Here is a 16,547-nt window from a genome sequence, read left to right on the forward strand (position 1 = left end):
CACAATCACTATACCAAACTGAAGTGGTGTTTTCTATTTTGCAAGAGATGAATAATTATCTTCGAGCAGCGTGATATATCAAGGGTTTAAGCTTATTTTCGCTCTGCGAAGTTTGAGTTAATAACTATTACAAGCTCTTAACAGTCTATAGAGTCGATGAAGTTGATGGGTATTTCATCAAGCAAGCGACGATCGATGGCATCCCCTACAACATTGCTTGGAATAATGGAGTGGAGGTAGGCGCTTCCGCCCCGAGGCCTACACATGATGGTCTCATCTATCAGGTTTATTTGAAGAACATGACAAACAGAACAATTACAATAAAAGACCCAAGATTCAGCAAATATACAGATAAGATTGCCTATAAACAGTATGAATTAGAAGGAGCGGATAATAGAAATAAATTTTGGAGCTTTCCAATAAAAGGATATCCGTGGGTTGGTGGGGATTACGAAGAACCAATCATTCTGTCACCTGGGATGACCTATACCTCTTACGTGTTATTTAATGTAGAGAATGGGTATTCGCCAAAAACACGCACATATAATATGCTTGAAATTTCGAGTCACGGTAACAGCGCCATGCACGACAACATATTCATTAGAGTTCCATTATTTACAGATCGTGATACTAAGCCAGTCGTAAATCATATTGCCAAAGTGCCGGATGAAGGACCATATCCTCGCTATTTTGATTACCATGAATATACGCTCGCAAATGGTTTGAAAATTAAAAAAGAGAGAGTGAAAAAAGTAGAAGGAACTTCTACCGGCATCTACAAAATTTCCTTTTCCAATACCTCTTCTACTAACAGAAAAGTCTCAAATCTCTTGATTCTTGATTACGTCGATGAGGATTGGAATGGATGGGCATCTGTCCTGGATAAACCGACGAAAATAATCAAAAGTGGAGAGACAATAACTTTAGAATATAAGCTAACGTATAGAGACACGTGGGGTGATGATGTAGGCAAGGAACATGGTGTAAAGTGGAGCTTTAGTAATCCATTCTCCTCACAAATTATGTTTTCTACGGAATCCAATATAACTTTTTGGCTTGAAGACAATTATAGATACTTAGGAATTAATTGAAATGATATAACGATTACTCAATTAATAAAGAAACGGTAGCCTAAATGGCTGCCGTTTCTCAACTAGTACACCCAGAAGTAAGAGAATTGTGAGATAGAATTGCGCTTATGTAACTTTCTCATTGGTCAACTTACCCGAAGGGAAGCAGAGTAAGAATTAAATAACCCATTTCATTAATAAAATATAAATAGGGGTGATAAACTTTGAGCGAAGCACTAGAAGTGTTCAATAACATCACAAAACTTTATAAAGAAAATAAATATATTGAACTAGTAAACGTATTGAAAAGAGAGAGTGAATCGAATGAAAAAAAACACTATGAACAGTTACTAAATTCTATTGCTCAAATTGTAAATAAGGATGAGGAAATACCGCTTAGTTTATTTATTCAGATTGTTGATGATGAAAAAAACCTTCCAATAAAAAAAAGAATAAGTTGGCTTATTAATTGGGTAGCAATATCTCCTGCCATTGCCCACGAAAAATTTTACGGAGAAATTTATCCTTCTTTAATGGATACAGAAGAAATGCTAGATTTTATTTATGTATATCATGCTTCTGTTCTTCCGAGAGTGATAATAGAACATCCAGAGAAATTAGACCTTATAAAAAGGTTTGAAAAGATAATTAGTACACAAGTGCATGATTTGGATGCACGGGCGGATTTATTTAAATCCATTATTCGATATTGTCATCATATGAAAGAGTATGAATATGCTATTTCTTTATTATTAAAAAATATTGACCTTTTTAGTAGTACCTCTATTTGGAGTGATTTATACGTTCTATCATTGAATTCCCAAAATAAGGAGATAATAATTAATGCGATTGCATCGATTAATAGCTATATAATTAAGATTGACCGTCAAACTGAGCAACTCGAAGAAATCAAAGATAGAATTAAACGATTCTTAAGAGAAGCCTTCACAACTCTGAAGAACGAAATAAAAGATATTGAAGAATTTGAAAAAGAATATCAATCTGAACGACAACAACTATCTGAGGAGAAAAGGGGTTTGCTTGAATATTCAATCGGATCCCAAAATAAATATATTAAAAATAAGTTTGTCGTTGAAAATGAGAAAGCATTAGAGTCTGATGACGTTGAACTATTGCTACAAACTGTTAATCAATTAACTATATTAGATATCATCAGTGGGTCCCTACACCAAAAGGGTTTGAACTTAAGAAAGATACTAAAAAATTATTCGGTTCCAATAAAAGAATCAGAGCAACTGAAACAAATGAATAAAATTCTTGAGGCGAAACTTTTAACTCTGTATATAAAAGAAACAAGAGACCATTACATTAATCACATGGAACAGTTTGATGAAGAGAATCCAGAGTACAAGAATTTAATGAAGGATTTGGTAAAAGAGATCAATAAGAAAGTCCAGAATGAATACCAGTTACATAAGTTAAAGGACATCCAAGAAGCAAAGAACCATATTTTCCAACTCTTTAAACAAGAGGGGATAGATAGATTTCTGGCAAGCGATGAGACACTAAAAAATCAACTTATTATAGGGGAAGTTACGTATCGCAATTTTATTGAAATGGGTAGATTGGTTAAAGAAGATAGTAAATTAGAAATCTCAAGTATAGATTATTCAGCCGCCGCCATTCCTTTTACAGTAGCTTTAGAACATACGCTAGAGAAGTATTTCTTTTCAGAATTTAAGGAATATTGTGAGCGAATAGAAGAGCGTGTACCACAAAATGTGCAGGACATTACCCGCGGGAGAGGGTATTTTTCTCTTGGTGGTTTCACTTTTGAACTAGCGATGCCGGATTACAAGAGAGTATCAGAACAATATTTCCGTCATAAATTTCGAAATGGATACGTTATACCTAGTTACAGCCTTTATGAGTTTACATTCAGAGGAGAAAGGAAGACCAAAGTTGATGACAGTTTCATATTTGTTAAGGATGTTACAGCACTCTCTCAATTAAGAAACAAAGTAGCTCATAAAGATCCAATTAGTAAAAACGATGCAGATAAAATTCGCCAAAATATTATTGGTTTAGATCAAGAAGATATTGAAGGTTATAGAAATTTGAATATAAAAATTTTAATACAATTGCTGAAAGATATCAGAGAATAGGAGCGGGACTCGAGTGTTTGTGAGATTGAACTTCAGTATTGAAAAAATTCGGTAATACTCGACTGATCATTTTAACCTCAATCAAAGGACATTTCATGTTAATCTAGAAATATTATGGGGTAGGAATAGTGGAACCTTTTTAACTACAATATTAGGCATGTGATTACACTGTAATCACTAATCATGAATGGAGGAAGGATATGGAATCTATTAATTCGTTATCTGATTTATTGCCATCCGGATTGACCAGCTCGTTCATGGAGATACCGAGTCAGGCGGCAAGAACCTTCGGGCAGTCCACCTTGTCTGCAACAATACCGATGAGCAAGCTGTTTTCGATTTATGAAATTGATTTAGAGGTTCAAAGGCAACTTATTCCCAAAAATGTGTCCGGTTTAATCGATTATATTCTCTTATATTTGGACCATGGTCAAAATATCTATTTTCCTGGCATTATCCTGTCTGCTCGCGATACAGGTCACTATGCTACAGATATTGGTATGTATAGTCTGCAACCAATGGAGAAGTGTTATGTCGTAGACGGGCAGCACCGGCTGGCCGCATTCCGTCGAGTGATGGAGACGCTGCAAAGCAACCTTGCAAGGGCTAAGGATCGCAGAGAATTCGAACGCGTGGAAGAGATAACGAGCAAACTCCGCAAGCTCTACGAATTCCCGGTCTCCGTCATGATCTATCTCGACATCAACGCCAAACAGGAACGCCAGCTCTTTTCCGATATTAACAAGCTACCGCGCAAGATCGGTGGAAATCTTGCCGTATTACGCGATCAACGACGGTTCTACCATATTATGGCCTCCAGGCTAGTGCAAGAGTATGACGTTATGAAAAGGCTCCCAACTGATATATATTCCGAAAGGGGGAAAGATGAAGAACATCTTTTCTCATATTCGTTATTGATCGAATTACTGGTGGCCTTTTTCGAAGGCCGTATGAAAGCTAATGTGAAAAGTAACGGGTACCATTATTCAGAAGAAGTGCTGGAGCGGCATCTGGTGCAAGCGTCGCAGTACTTCGGCATACTGATTGACTCATTGCCTGAACCAGACCGTCGCGAAGCATGCTGGTCAGAGAATATTCAGATTGCTCTGGCGCTTTTTCTGCATCAAGAAGCGTTCAAGACATTACAGTACAACGTTTATACACTTACTTATGCCGCTAAGATCTTTAGACATATCGACTGGAAAGCGATTTACAAGGATGATGAGAAGGACAGGCTTCCGCGCAGAAGTCGGATTATGAAAGCTTACCAATATGTTTGCGATTTCTATAATGATCAACATATCTTACTTCTGGTAGATAAGGAGGATGTAGTCTAATGGACGGATTACGTTTACGGATGGCAATTCACCCCTATTGCGAACGTTATGGAATGGCGACGGTTTCGCTCAAGGTTCATGATCTCCTTAACTACACGGCAATCGATCCGATGGTGCAACGAAAATTAAGCGGTAGCCAGCGAAAAAAAATCGTGCATTACCTGCAAGAACGCGAATTGGATCATATCTTCTTTGGGCCCGTCACGCTCTCACTACGAGATGTAAGCGCATTCGCGAAAGAGGACGACCATCTCGTCCTTCTTCATGGAAGTAAGCTTAGCATCCTTGACGGACAACATCGGATACAAGCGCTCGGGCATAGCAATGAGAAAATGCAGAAAGAAAGCAAAAAGTACGAACGTGAAGTAATGAAGCTCAAGGTCAAATGCCGGAAATCACCTGAGAATAATGAGCTTCGTGAAGAGCTAGAGCAGACAGAGGGGCTACTAGCACAGCTTGAATCTAGGCGGCTAGATCTGTTGGAGAGTGAGCTGTCCGTCCAGCTCTATATCGGGCTTGGAGAGGAGGAAGAAAAACAGCTATTCGGTGACATTAACTCTAAGGTACAGTTAGTAAGCAAAGAGCTAGGGCATGCTTTCGACGGTAGTGACCCACTTAACACCGTCATTCAGCAAGCGGCAGATTACAATGAGCTGCTAAAGACCGCCGGCATTGAGAGCCGCAACAATTTAACGGCATTCAACAAAAATTATACTTGCTTTAGTTGGCTGTATGCGACAGCCTCCATGCTTTATACGGGAAAAATGCAGCCCTCATATGAACTGGCTCGTCGCATCCGCAAGGATCCGGCGGTTCATATAGAGCTTCTTCATCAATTTATGAACACAATTCTTCCGCATATGCCAGAGCAGCCAGGACTAACGAGCTTTATTTCATCTAGCAGAGTGATGCAGGAGGCGATTGCCTTGTATGCACATGGCTATCTTGTACAAGATAACGGCACATATAAAGGGGACTGGGTTTCCTGCTTGAACATCCTGAAGTTTGTGGATTGGACACATAATAATGAGCATCTTGCCGAGAAGTTGGGGAGGATGGACAACGGTAAATTAAATCTTATTCACGAGAAATCGCTTAGAAAACATTTGATTGTCGTAGATTATTTGAACGAAATGATATAAGATATTTCTCAAAACCGCATAGACCATTTGCTGGTAGTCGCTGAGAAACCTATCTTCAAATAAATCATAATTGTCGGAGATGTCCAAGAGATACTGATTAAAGAGCTGCATCAAAAGAGCAGCTCATTCTATTGAACGTTTAGAGTTTTTTAAATTCCAGAAATCGATAAGCATTCATTGAACTAAACGGGTAACGAGAGTTGAACTAATATGGAGCAGTTTGCTGCGGCAGCTGCTCCATTCTTCGTTAAGCTAACGGGCAGGATAGTTTAATTAAAGACGTTTTTTATTGACCGAAATCAATTGATTTCGATTAGAATAAGACCAAATTACTTTCGGAGGTGGCCAAAGAATAATATGGATAAAAAGATTAAACAACTATTCACTCAAGATATATTGAGACAAGCCGCGGAACGATATGGTATACGCGAAGACTCAATGATCGAATTAAATGGGTTTCAAAACTTCGTTTATTCTGGGTTGGTCGGAGTTCGTGAGGTTATTCTAAGAATTGCCCATATCACACATCGGAATGAAATATTAACGAAAGCGGAATTAGATTTTATCATGTTTTTGGCGGAGTCTGGAGTAAAAGTAGCTAGACCGATTCAGTCTTTAACCGGCGATCTTCTTCATACAATTGACGATGCTTTTGTTGTGACAGCCTTTGAGAAAGCCCCTGGCAGAAATGCAAAAATTGCCGAGGAGAGCAATACTTTTTATGAGAATATAGGTCAATTTATTGGGAAAATACATAAGCTTTCACTTCACTATCCCCCCCAACATTTACGCTATGAATGGAATGACAATGCTTTATTAGCTTCATTTAAGATCTATTGTCCGTTAGAATTATATAATAGTTTCGACCGTTTAATTGGGGAAGTTAGCGCTCTTTCCAAGGATGAAGATACATACGGCCTTATTCATGGGGATGTCAGCTGCGGTAATTATCTAAATGATGGCAATAAGGCCCATATTATCGATTTTGACGAGGCGGAATATAGCTGGTTTGTGTCTGATATTGCTACACCATTATTTTACGAAATCCCTATCCCGTGGGTTGTGGATGGAGAGGTAAGGAAGGAGATTACAAAGCGCTTTTTTTCTAACTTCTTAAACGGCTATTGTAAAGAAAATACTATAAGTCAAGTATGGTTAAAGAAAATACCTTTATTTATCGATTTAAGACAAGCTAGAGTTTTATCCGCGCTATATAGAAGCAGAGATTTTAATGCTCCTGATTGGAGTGAATGGGATGAACAAGCTCGACGCTTTTATTATTTCAACTTACTGAATAACACACCATATATTGATCTGGACTTTTCAAGAATTTAAAATTGTTCAATACGCTAACGAGGAACGATAGCACAATAAATAATTACGAAGTGAAGAGACGGCAGCCGGTGGTGTGGCTGCCGTCTTCTCAACTAACGGGCAGGTTAGTTACAATATAAGGTACTATTATGATGAGATCTTTCAAATGAATTGGTTGGAGAATGAACATCATTTGGAGTGTTTCTAAATAATCCTGATATGGCGGGGGAATGGGTTTTGAATTATGATTGCCGAAATAAAACAATAACATCTAAAAGGTTATTGTTAAGACTGTTTCAAACCTCTGATGCATCTGATGTTACTAAACTCTGTAATAATTATAACATTTATAAGAATACTCTATATCTGCCTTATCCCTATTCCATAGAGGATGCTTTATCTTGGATAGAAAATCATCTTGATAATTTTAATAATAATAGGTTATATGAATTTGCTATAACAGACAAGGCTACAGGTAGATTATATGGAGCAATAGCATTATCTAACAATCAGAAATTCAATAATGGTGAAATTGCATATTGGATTGGAGAAGAATTTTGGGGAAATGGTTATGCCACAGAGGCTGGCGTAGCTATAATCAATTTTGCCTTTCAAGAAAAGCAATATCATAGAGTATATGCTCGTTATTTTAAGTCAAATTCGGCTTCTGGCAGAGTTATACAGAAAATGGGAATGAGCCAAGAAGGTGTCTTAAGAGATCATGTCATGAAGGAAAACAAATATGAAGACCTTATTTATTATGGGATTATTAATAAGTTGGAGAAATAAGGTTGGGCATCTCCTTGTACTTGGCTTAGGGGACGAGTCTGCCGGCATAGAACGGCAGACTCAATGAGCTAACGGGCAGGTTAATATGGTAATTGTCTGGGCGCTATGAAGCTATTTTTTCATGAGATATACTATAAAAACAGATATAACTGGTTGAAGGAGAAGAGAGCAAAATGGTACATTCCTACGAAATACCACCTTTACTAGATGAGATTATGACATGGGAGAAGGAGATCAAACAGCAAGTTCCATATTTAGAGACTCCTACAGGCTATTATCTGCAATTCGATCCGAATGAAAACGGTGGGTATCAAAGTTCTCCAGCTGACGCGATCATGTTTGCGGGTACGGGCATGGGCGGCATTCATTTTTCCTTCCTGACGGATTTCGGTTCAGTGACGGATTTAAGCGTGGCGCCTATCATTTGTGTCGACCCTATGGATTTTGGAAATTGCGCGAGGGTTGTTGCCAACAATATCAGCGATTTTTTCGCGCTTCATTTTTCAGATCATGAAGGTCTGCTGCTGAACAATTTTGAGTCCGAGGAAGATTACCTGGACTATTTGAGAGACCGGGAAGGGAAAGAGGAATCCAGCGAATATTTCGACAGAAAGAAGTGGGATCTGCAGAAAAACGAGGTCAGGGACTTGGCTATGAGAAGATTCGGCTTTCAGCCTATCCTTGACGGTTATTCCTATATGAAAGAGGTGCGGCATGCGCGATGGAAAGAACTAATCGTATCTACTTCCGACGGGCTAGGGATAGCGTCTCAGGGAACTGCAGTCAATAGTCTGAAGAAACAGACTCCTCACCCTTGGCATATGAAGGAAATCCCATACCGGGAAGTCGAACAGCTGAATGCCTATATAGAGAGCGCGGAGCAAGCAGGGTTATTCGGCTTTATCCGTGACTGTCAGGTCCAAGGAGTGGATGATTACGAAGTAATTCGGGCGATCTACGATCGGCTTGTTTCGCTCGGTTTTCCTTTGGAAGCTAAACGGCTGGCGAATTGTATGGATATATGATCGTTAGGCTAATCGAGATTGAACAAGAAAACAGTGACACTATGTTTGCTGTTTTTTTTGTAGATTTTTGCGGCAAGTAAATGAGGGAAATCATTTAATGTTAGGGGTGCCAGCAGTATAAAGTGGCGAGAGCGTTAAACTAACAGGCAGGATAGTTTAATCTCTTCGCGAATATTTTTATAATTAAATTATTGGGTGGTGCAGGGTAGAACTTCATGATCATAGCCATTTCTTTCATCGTTTCAACGATATTATCTATCTTTATTATCAGGAACAGAAAAAGCAAATGGTTAGGAATGTTTTCGGCTTTTGTTATCAACACAATAATATTGGGTTTAGCATATTGGTTCCTGTACAACTTAAACGAGAAATCAAGATTGTTTGGAATTGATTTTTATAGTCGTTATGCATTAGTAATTTCTATCCCGATAATAACTGGGATTAACTTTATCATTCTCTCTATTGATAGAAAAAGGGAAGTAAGTGCATGAATATAAACTGTTATTTCGATTAGTCGAATTGAACTAACGAGGAACGATAGTTAAATGCGAAGGGCTGCCGCGTTGTAGCCCTTTACTACACTAACTGGCAAGATAATGGAATTTGAAATCGAAAAAAGGATGGTGTGTAGCTCCCTCCAGCGATTTTGAAATTGTTAATGTTATGACATTTTGGTCGGAAAGTGCCGATACAAAACATTGTGCTCTTAAAGAGCGGGCAAAATATGCTCCAAAATCAATACCACTTGAGGAGTATGTTAATGTCTGGTTGTCGGGGACGGAGTGTATAAAAATGCTTTCGATGTTGCATGAAACAGAGAAGCCAGGCATGGAACTGATTATATGTGTGAGAGGAGATCTGGACATGGACTTTATTTACGAAGATGAAACGCTGACAATATCCGTTGTTAAAGCGATCCACACTGGCGATATCACATCATTGAAGCGACTTCTTGAAGAAAATCCGGGCTTGGCTACGGCAAGAATTATTGGAAGAGGCAATAACAACGAAAGCGAAAGTTGCGGAATGTCTCGAACACTATTGCATGTGGTGACCGACTGGCCCGGTCACTTTCCTAACGGTGCAGCTACAGTAGGTACGTTAGTCGAGTTCGGTGCGGACTTGAACGCTCGGTTTACTGGATCGCACACCGAGACACCGCTTCATTGGGCTTCGAGCTGCGATGACATTGAAGTGCTTGACGCGCTTCTTGATGCTGGCGCCGACATTGAAGCGCCAGGTGCAGTGATCGCTGGTGGCACACCGCTAGACGATGCAGTGGCGTTCGCACAGTGGAGGGCAGCGCATAGGTTGGTTAAACGTGGAGCTCAGTTAGCACTCTGGCATGCGGCTGCGCTAGGACAGATGGATGCAATGGAGGCCTACTTCGCCGGAGCCACACTTTCGGAGCGATACCCCTGGGGAGCGAAATCCTCTTCACCTCCGGACAAGATTACCGTCGCCTTCTGGTGCGCTTGTCACGGTGGACAGCGTCACTCAGCAGAGTACCTTTTCGACCGGGGTGCTGAACTGAACTGGATTTCGGTTTGGGATGGATTGACCCCACTGGACGCAGCAAAACGTAGTTCCGCTGCTGATCTGGTTCAGTGGCTGCGTAGTCAGGGTGCCAAATCTTCCGGCGAACTGTGAATGATCAATTTGGGCTTCGTGGCTTCGAGCTGGAGCTTCTGAGGATTAAGCTAACGGGTAAAAGAGTGTGGTTGCACGCTATATAAAAGAAGGATAATGAAGATTTTTATGGAACAATTCTCATGGTACGATTCATCTAACAACGATTCTCATAGTAAGTATTTATCCTAAGGACGGTGTCTTAAGATTGATTAGTAAAAACAATCAAGTTCAGGGCTATCTAGATCGCATCGGATTTGAAGGTTCGCTCGATGGCAGCGCAAAGACGCTGGCTGACCTGCAAGAACGACATCTGTACACGGTTCCATATGAGAATTTGGATATTCTGGAACGTAAACCTTTATCACTTGATCCGCAGGATCTGTATCAGAAAATTGTAATGCGTCAGCGCGGCGGGTACTGTTTCGAGTTGAATGCATTATTCGGCTGGCTGCTGCGGGAACTTGGTTATACGGTTACTGACTTGGTCGCCCGATTTTGGCGCGATGAGCCGGATCTCCCGCCCAAAAGGCGCCATCACGTCCTTAAGGTAGAAGCCGAAGGCGTTAACTACCTGTGTGATGTTGGTGTGGGTGGGATCGTACCCTGCAGACCAATTTCTTTCATCGAAGGTCTTGAACAGCAGCAAGGCACTGAGTGCTACCGCCTCGAAAATGATCCTTATTACGGCTGGGCGCTTTGTGAAAAGAAAAACAGGGGATGGAATCGCATTTACTCCTTCACTGAGGAGCCACAACTGCCAAAGGACTACTTATTTGCGAGTTTCTGGTGCGAAAATGCCCCTGATTCAATTTTCAACAAATACCCGATCGTTGCGATACGGACTCCGGAGGGTAGGCGTACAATCTCTGACCGTGAGTTCCGCATTTTCACCTCTGAAGGTGTTAGGGCCTTCACCCCGCAGACAAATGAAGAGTATAAATCAGCTTTGTTATCGTATTTTGGCATAGAGCAATAAAAGCTCGCCCATTGGACTAACGGGTAACGATAGTTGAACAAAAAAAGGGAACAATTTGCTACGGCAGCTGTTCCTTTTTTTGTTAAGCTAACCAGCAGTTATCTTTAACAAGAAAAAGGGAATTAAACAGACTCCGAATATTTCAAGTAATATTTAACTTTATCTTCCCAAGACGCCCATCACCTTACAGGAAGCCAGTAGCTGGCTTTCAACCCGACATTACCCCCTGAAAATGACAAAATTCGACGAATCTTTATAAAAGTTATACATAAGGAGTGAATCCCGATGGTGAACAATTACAAACGCTTCATTCAAAATCAATTCGTAAAAGTGAAGTCTACCGCTTCCGAATTCATTTCTTCAAGAAGTGAAGAACAAGTAGAAAGCACTATAGAACTCAATCCGCAATATTATGTTGAGCTGAAAGCAATCGCCGATATGCAGAATACGACCGTTCAAGCGATCGTCAATGGAATCATTGTCCAATACCTGGCAAGCGCTCAAAACGATTCAACCTCCATCTCAGTGGATCAAAAGGAAGATAACCCACTTCTGTATTTGGATGGTATTTGCAAACTAGTGGATTAAGGAGTGCTGACATATGGATGACCATTTGAACATTCAGGATACAATCTTTCTGGATGGAACAGCTTTAGCCGCTTTAATGAACCCTGAAGACCCCCGCTATGAGAAAGCCCGTTCCCTGTTTCTGGATTTGCATGATCTTGAACGTAATTACGTGACGACCAACTCCATTATATTTGATCTTCACGAATGGCTTCGCAATGAATACAGCTATCAGCTGGCGGAATATTTTCTGAATGCAATTGATAAGGCAGTGAGTAAAGGCAAGCTTGCGGTCATCTCCAGCGGCCCCGAATTTGATGGGGAATCGCGCAGACTGCTTATGGACAGGCCCGAGCTCCGTTTCTCGCTCAGCGAAGCATTCACTGCTGTAACCATGTCCTATTATCAGGTGAAACGCATCTTTACTTTCAATCGCAATTACTTGATGCTTGCTAATTTGGATAAGGATATTCGAATCATTCCATCCAATTAAAAGCCTTTAAACAAATACAGCCTGCCCTCTTGAGAGGCCGGCTGTATTTGTTTCGTTTCAATGACGTGAATTTCTTTTTCCATCGCTTCTTAGTACACCTTCATTAATGGCGAATGAGACCCTCCCATAATGCCGAAGCAAAGCGCCCAATCGATCGAATCGAAATAGCAGCCTGAATAAGGTGTAACCGGTACACGGTAATTCTCTCGCCCTTCAAACCGCAGAAACATTGGAGGCCATCGCCTTCCGGGTCAGGTGTACAGGTCACATCGCCTCTCTGTGAATACAATAAGTTGTATTCCAAAACTGGAAGGGGATAATTACTGTGAACCGTAACTATAACATGGGCAATGTAGGTAGTATGAATCAAGCTGACTTTTGTCCCGATTGTCCAACGCAGACGATCTATGATCCTCCAATTACCCAATACGAGGACTACTACCATCCGCAGCTTGTGAATGTCATTCAAAATATTGAAACGGTGAAGCAACATCATTGTTGTCCTGTCTATCAGCACTATTACACGCATACGGAGAAAAACGTTATGGTTTCGAGCGTGAAAAGCGGGAAACAAGTTAAAGCATCTTCTTCTAAGAAACGTTCGAAAAAATAGACCTTAAATTATAACAAAGACCCGTAAGAATGGACGCTTCGCGAATGAATCGGCCATCTTACGGGTCTTAAGTTTGCTTTCAAACTGACGGGGATTTTTTCTATAAGTAACTATCGGGTATGGAGCGGTACGACGACGCAGATTACCGTACCCAGCCGTTGTTTACTCTTGATCGTCAGATTGTAATTCGAATTATACATAAGCCTTAGCCGTTTATTCGTGTTCAGCAAGCCGATATGCTGGGAATGCTCTTCGGGTTCCTTTGGCTCTGCCTCGTTCAATGAATGGCGAATGTGGGCGAGGCGGTCAGTCTCGATTCCGTGTCCGTTATCTATGACGACCAGACGCAGCGTTTTCCCGTTTCGATAGATTTTGATCTTGATGAGCCCTGGCGACTCCTTCTCCTTAATGCCGTGATAAATGCTGTTTTCGACGAGCGGCTGCAGGATAAGCTTCATCGTATAGAAACCGAGTATATCCTCATCGTACTCGAAGATGACGTCGAACATGTTTTTATAGCGCTTCTTCTGAATGTTGACGTAGCTCACCGTATTTGCAATTTCCTCTGCCCATGTAACATCATTGGTCGGGCGGCTGAAGGAGTAGGATAGCATATCCGACAAGTTCTCTATCATGTCGCTCGCTTTGTTCGGCTTGCCCGTCAAGCCGACCGTCTCCCAATAGATCGAATTCAGCGTATTGTATAGGAAATGCGGATTAATCTGAGACTGCAGCGCGAGCAGCTCCATGAACTGAAGACGATACTTCTTCTCCGACAGTTGGGTCTGAATATAGCGATGCTCGATAAAGTGGGCTATCATATTTTGGACGATATACGAATACTCGTCGTTCACTTTCTTGGGCGAAACGAGAGGAATCCGGTTATTCTCAGCTGATCGAAGCAGAGAAGTGATCGCGAGCAATTGCCTGTAATTCCGGCGTGTCAAATAGAACGTCAGCGCAAGGCCGAGTACGAAGGACAAGCAGGCGAAGCCGATCGTATAGTTCATGATACGCGAAGGCGTCTCGTACAGCGAGTGATGCGGGATGACGGAAACGTATTTCCAATTGTATTGCTCGGATTCGACCTTCGTCACATTTACTTCTCCGATACTCGATTCGAAGTCGAAGAAGGTGGATGGCTGGTTTGCGATTTTATTGAGCTCCGAATCATTTAATCCGCTTTTCTCCGTATTTGAGAATATGATCTGATTGTTTTCGTTCAGCACGTACAGCACTTGGTCCTTATGCGTCGTAATGTTGGCTAAAATATTTTCAATATATTTGGGCCGAATATTCAAAATAATGCCGATCTTCTTCGGGGCCAGCACGTTGAAGATCGTAACGAGCTCGGTCTTGTCTTTCTCAAAATGGAAAATCCGCGTCTCACGCTTTGTTGTCCACTCCGTAGCCAAGCCCTCGTAGTTCATGAACTCGTCAAACCACTGCGTATCGTTAAAACGGTTAATCGTCGATAAACCGCCCAGAGAGGATACAAAACGGTTATTCGGGTTCTGCGCATAGAAGTAGATCGAATGAATGTACGGCTTCGAGCTCGTAAGCGCATTCAAATAACTGAAAATAATTTGGTAGGCAGTCGAGCTTTCATAGGTGAATACCGGATTTTGCAATACGTTCGACAGCTCGTTGAACACCTTGGCATTCTGATAAAGTGCCAGCTTAAGTGTCTCGAGCTCATCGAGAATCATCTCCATTTGGCGCTGGGATTGAATGAGTAGGAACTTGCTGTTCTTGTTAATATCGTTCTTCATATCGCGCTGTGTCGTGTAGAAGGACAACGAGCCGAGTATGATGAGCGGCAAGATCAACGGAATCAAGAATGTAGCCAAATGCTTGATAAAGTATCGTTCTTTCATAGCGGGTCACCCGTTCCGATAGTCACTTGGCGGCTTGCCGTAATAGTTTTTGAACGTACGTGTGAAATTTTTAGCATTACTGTAACCAACCATTTCGCTAATTTCGTATGTTTTGTACTCGTTCTGCCTTAGCAGCTGCATCGCTTCCTTCATCTTGACCCCGATAAGGTAATCGGTAAAATTTTGTCCCGTCTTCTGTTTGAACAGATAGCTGAGATAGTTGGCGTTCAGAAAGACTTGCTTCGCCGCATCTTCTAGATTAGCATCCTTATAATGCGTCTGAATATACGATTTGATTTGAGTGATAATAAGCCCATCGTTGTTGCCCCCGGAAGAAGGTTGGGCCATACTAGGTTCTGACGTTTCGAGCTCATTTTTCAACTCGCCGAACACGTCCAGCAGAGCTTGATATTTGGCTGGCTTTACAATATAGTTGCTGACCCGATATTGTAGTGCCTTCTGCGCATATTCGAACTCGCGGTAGCTGCTTAGGAAGATGATCCGGATAGTATGCTTCCGTTCCCGAATAGCCTCGGCCAGCTCGATTCCAGACATGATTGGCATCTTAATATCGGTAAGTACGACATCGACCTTTTCGTGGGACTGAATAAAATCAAGCGCCTCTTTACCGTTTCCACATTGACCGATGATTTGGAATCCAATGTTTTCCCAGGGAAAGTAGGAGGACAACGCTTCTCTGGTATCGGCCTCATCGTCGACGAGCAATAGGTTGTACATAATGTCACCTCGCAATCGGTTAGCCGGTTAATGAAATTATAGCACAGCACGGACAGCTTTCGAGAAGGCAGGTAGGAGATCGCGCATTTTAGATAAAAATGATACTTAAACCGATATAATGATACTTTGACATCGGAATGCTCAAATAATGATACTCCGATCTAAGATTGGATACCTTCAACGGAGAAGAAATCCCTTTTATAATCAAGTAAGCGTTTCCATAATAACGGATAAGGGAGAGGTTAGAATGCAAAGGAAGATAGTGTTTATAGGTTTCATCGCCGTTATGTTGGTACTGGCACTAATGGCTGTCGGCTGTTCATCGGAATCTTCAGGATCGAATAATCGAGGAAATGGAGCGGACAACAAAGTAACCTTGCGCTTCAGCTGGTGGGGCAGCGATGGCCGTCACAAGGCAACCTTGGACGCTATCGAGGCATACAAGAAAATTGCGCCTAACGTCACGATCGAAGCGGAATATCAAGGCTTTGACGGTTATGAGCAGAAGGTGAAGACGCAGCTTGCCAGCTCGACGGCTGCCGACATTATTCAGCTCGACGTGCCTTGGATGAAAGAATTGACGAAGAGCGACTTCTTCCTTGAACTAAGTAAGCAGGAAGGGCTGTCACTAGATGGCTTCGATCAAGAGTTCCTGAACAATTTCAGTGTATACAATGACAAAATAGTAGCGCTGCCTATGGGCGTTAATGCTTACGCTCTTGTTATTAATAACTCAACTTTCGCAGCTTAAATTAGGCAGATAGCCCTTGATGTAGCTGGGTAAACTGGCCATCCATTGTTGGAGTTGCGTTTGGATGAGTGCTGCGATCTTCTTATTGGCTTTCTTG

Annotated in this window: 16 protein-coding genes; 13 read left to right on the forward strand and 3 right to left on the reverse strand. The window is 41.5% G+C overall.

What is annotated here, in order from left to right; translation table 11 throughout:
* Nucleotides 1–299 precede the first annotated feature (299 nt).
* The 11 genes from RCO25_RS32970 to RCO25_RS33020 all read left to right on the forward strand — a co-directional run bounded on the left by RCO25_RS32970 (nt 300) and on the right by RCO25_RS33020 (nt 12,471).
* The gene (locus RCO25_RS32970; protein ID WP_309000301.1) at nt 300–1,091 is read left to right on the forward strand and encodes a hypothetical protein; all 792 of its coding nucleotides are present in this window, start codon (nt 300–302) and stop codon (nt 1,089–1,091) included.
* A 203-nt stretch (nt 1,092–1,294) separates the two neighbouring features.
* The gene (locus RCO25_RS32975; RefSeq protein ID WP_309000302.1) at nt 1,295–3,196 is read left to right on the forward strand and encodes a hypothetical protein; all 1,902 of its coding nucleotides are present in this window, start codon (nt 1,295–1,297) and stop codon (nt 3,194–3,196) included.
* Between the two features lie 200 nt (nt 3,197–3,396).
* Nucleotides 3,397–4,533, forward strand: a complete 1,137-nt coding sequence (locus RCO25_RS32980; RefSeq protein WP_309000303.1) for a DNA sulfur modification protein DndB — start codon at nt 3,397–3,399, stop codon at nt 4,531–4,533.
* Nucleotides 4,533–5,675, forward strand: a complete 1,143-nt coding sequence (locus RCO25_RS32985) for a DNA sulfur modification protein DndB (protein ID WP_309000304.1) — start codon at nt 4,533–4,535, stop codon at nt 5,673–5,675. Before RCO25_RS32980 ends, RCO25_RS32985 begins: the two co-directional genes overlap by 1 nt.
* 357 nt (nt 5,676–6,032) lie before the next feature.
* A complete protein-coding gene (locus RCO25_RS32990) occupies nt 6,033–7,010 on the forward strand; it encodes a phosphotransferase enzyme family protein (protein WP_309000305.1) in 978 nt (325 codons plus the stop codon).
* 216 nt (nt 7,011–7,226) lie between these two features.
* Nucleotides 7,227–7,778 (forward strand): GNAT family N-acetyltransferase, encoded by a 552-nt coding sequence (locus RCO25_RS32995; RefSeq protein WP_309000306.1) that lies wholly within the window; start codon nt 7,227–7,229, stop codon nt 7,776–7,778.
* Nucleotides 7,779–7,951: 173 nt separating this feature from the next.
* Nucleotides 7,952–8,803 (forward strand): hypothetical protein, encoded by an 852-nt coding sequence (locus tag RCO25_RS33000; RefSeq protein ID WP_309000307.1) that lies wholly within the window; start codon nt 7,952–7,954, stop codon nt 8,801–8,803.
* 603 nt (nt 8,804–9,406) lie between these two features.
* A complete protein-coding gene (locus RCO25_RS33005; protein WP_309000308.1) occupies nt 9,407–10,453 on the forward strand; it encodes a DUF2750 domain-containing protein in 1,047 nt (348 codons plus the stop codon).
* Between the two features lie 190 nt (nt 10,454–10,643).
* Nucleotides 10,644–11,411 (forward strand): arylamine N-acetyltransferase family protein, encoded by a 768-nt coding sequence (locus tag RCO25_RS33010; RefSeq protein ID WP_309000316.1) that lies wholly within the window; start codon nt 10,644–10,646, stop codon nt 11,409–11,411.
* Nucleotides 11,412–11,696: 285 nt separating this feature from the next.
* Nucleotides 11,697–11,999, forward strand: a complete 303-nt coding sequence (locus RCO25_RS33015) for a hypothetical protein (protein WP_309000309.1) — start codon at nt 11,697–11,699, stop codon at nt 11,997–11,999.
* A 13-nt stretch (nt 12,000–12,012) separates the two neighbouring features.
* The gene (locus RCO25_RS33020) at nt 12,013–12,471 is read left to right on the forward strand and encodes a hypothetical protein (RefSeq protein ID WP_309000310.1); all 459 of its coding nucleotides are present in this window, start codon (nt 12,013–12,015) and stop codon (nt 12,469–12,471) included.
* Nucleotides 12,472–12,560: 89 nt separating this feature from the next.
* Here RCO25_RS33020 and RCO25_RS33025 read toward each other — a convergent pair whose 3' ends face one another.
* On the reverse strand, nt 12,561–12,701 hold the full coding sequence (locus tag RCO25_RS33025; RefSeq protein ID WP_309000311.1) for a hypothetical protein: 141 nt from the start codon (nt 12,699–12,701) through the stop codon (nt 12,561–12,563).
* A gap of 95 nt (nt 12,702–12,796) precedes the next feature.
* Here RCO25_RS33025 and RCO25_RS33030 point away from each other — a divergent pair, with 95 nt between their 5' ends.
* A complete protein-coding gene (locus RCO25_RS33030; protein ID WP_309000312.1) occupies nt 12,797–13,084 on the forward strand; it encodes a hypothetical protein in 288 nt (95 codons plus the stop codon).
* Between the two features lie 110 nt (nt 13,085–13,194).
* Here RCO25_RS33030 and RCO25_RS33035 read toward each other — a convergent pair whose 3' ends face one another.
* Nucleotides 13,195–14,961, reverse strand: a complete 1,767-nt coding sequence (locus RCO25_RS33035) for a cache domain-containing sensor histidine kinase (protein WP_309000313.1) — start codon at nt 14,959–14,961, stop codon at nt 13,195–13,197.
* A gap of 6 nt (nt 14,962–14,967) precedes the next feature.
* Complete coding sequence (locus RCO25_RS33040; RefSeq protein ID WP_309000314.1) at nt 14,968–15,699, reverse strand: response regulator transcription factor; 732 nt, start codon at nt 15,697–15,699, stop codon at nt 14,968–14,970.
* 247 nt (nt 15,700–15,946) lie between these two features.
* Here RCO25_RS33040 and RCO25_RS33045 point away from each other — a divergent pair, with 247 nt between their 5' ends.
* The gene (locus RCO25_RS33045) at nt 15,947–16,450 is read left to right on the forward strand and encodes an ABC transporter substrate-binding protein (protein WP_309000315.1); all 504 of its coding nucleotides are present in this window, start codon (nt 15,947–15,949) and stop codon (nt 16,448–16,450) included.
* The last annotated feature ends 97 nt before the right edge of the window (nt 16,451–16,547 follow it).

Source organism: Paenibacillus sp. LHD-38 (genome assembly GCF_031157315.1).
In the GTDB taxonomy this organism is placed as follows: Bacteria; Bacillota; Bacilli; order Paenibacillales; family Paenibacillaceae; genus Pristimantibacillus.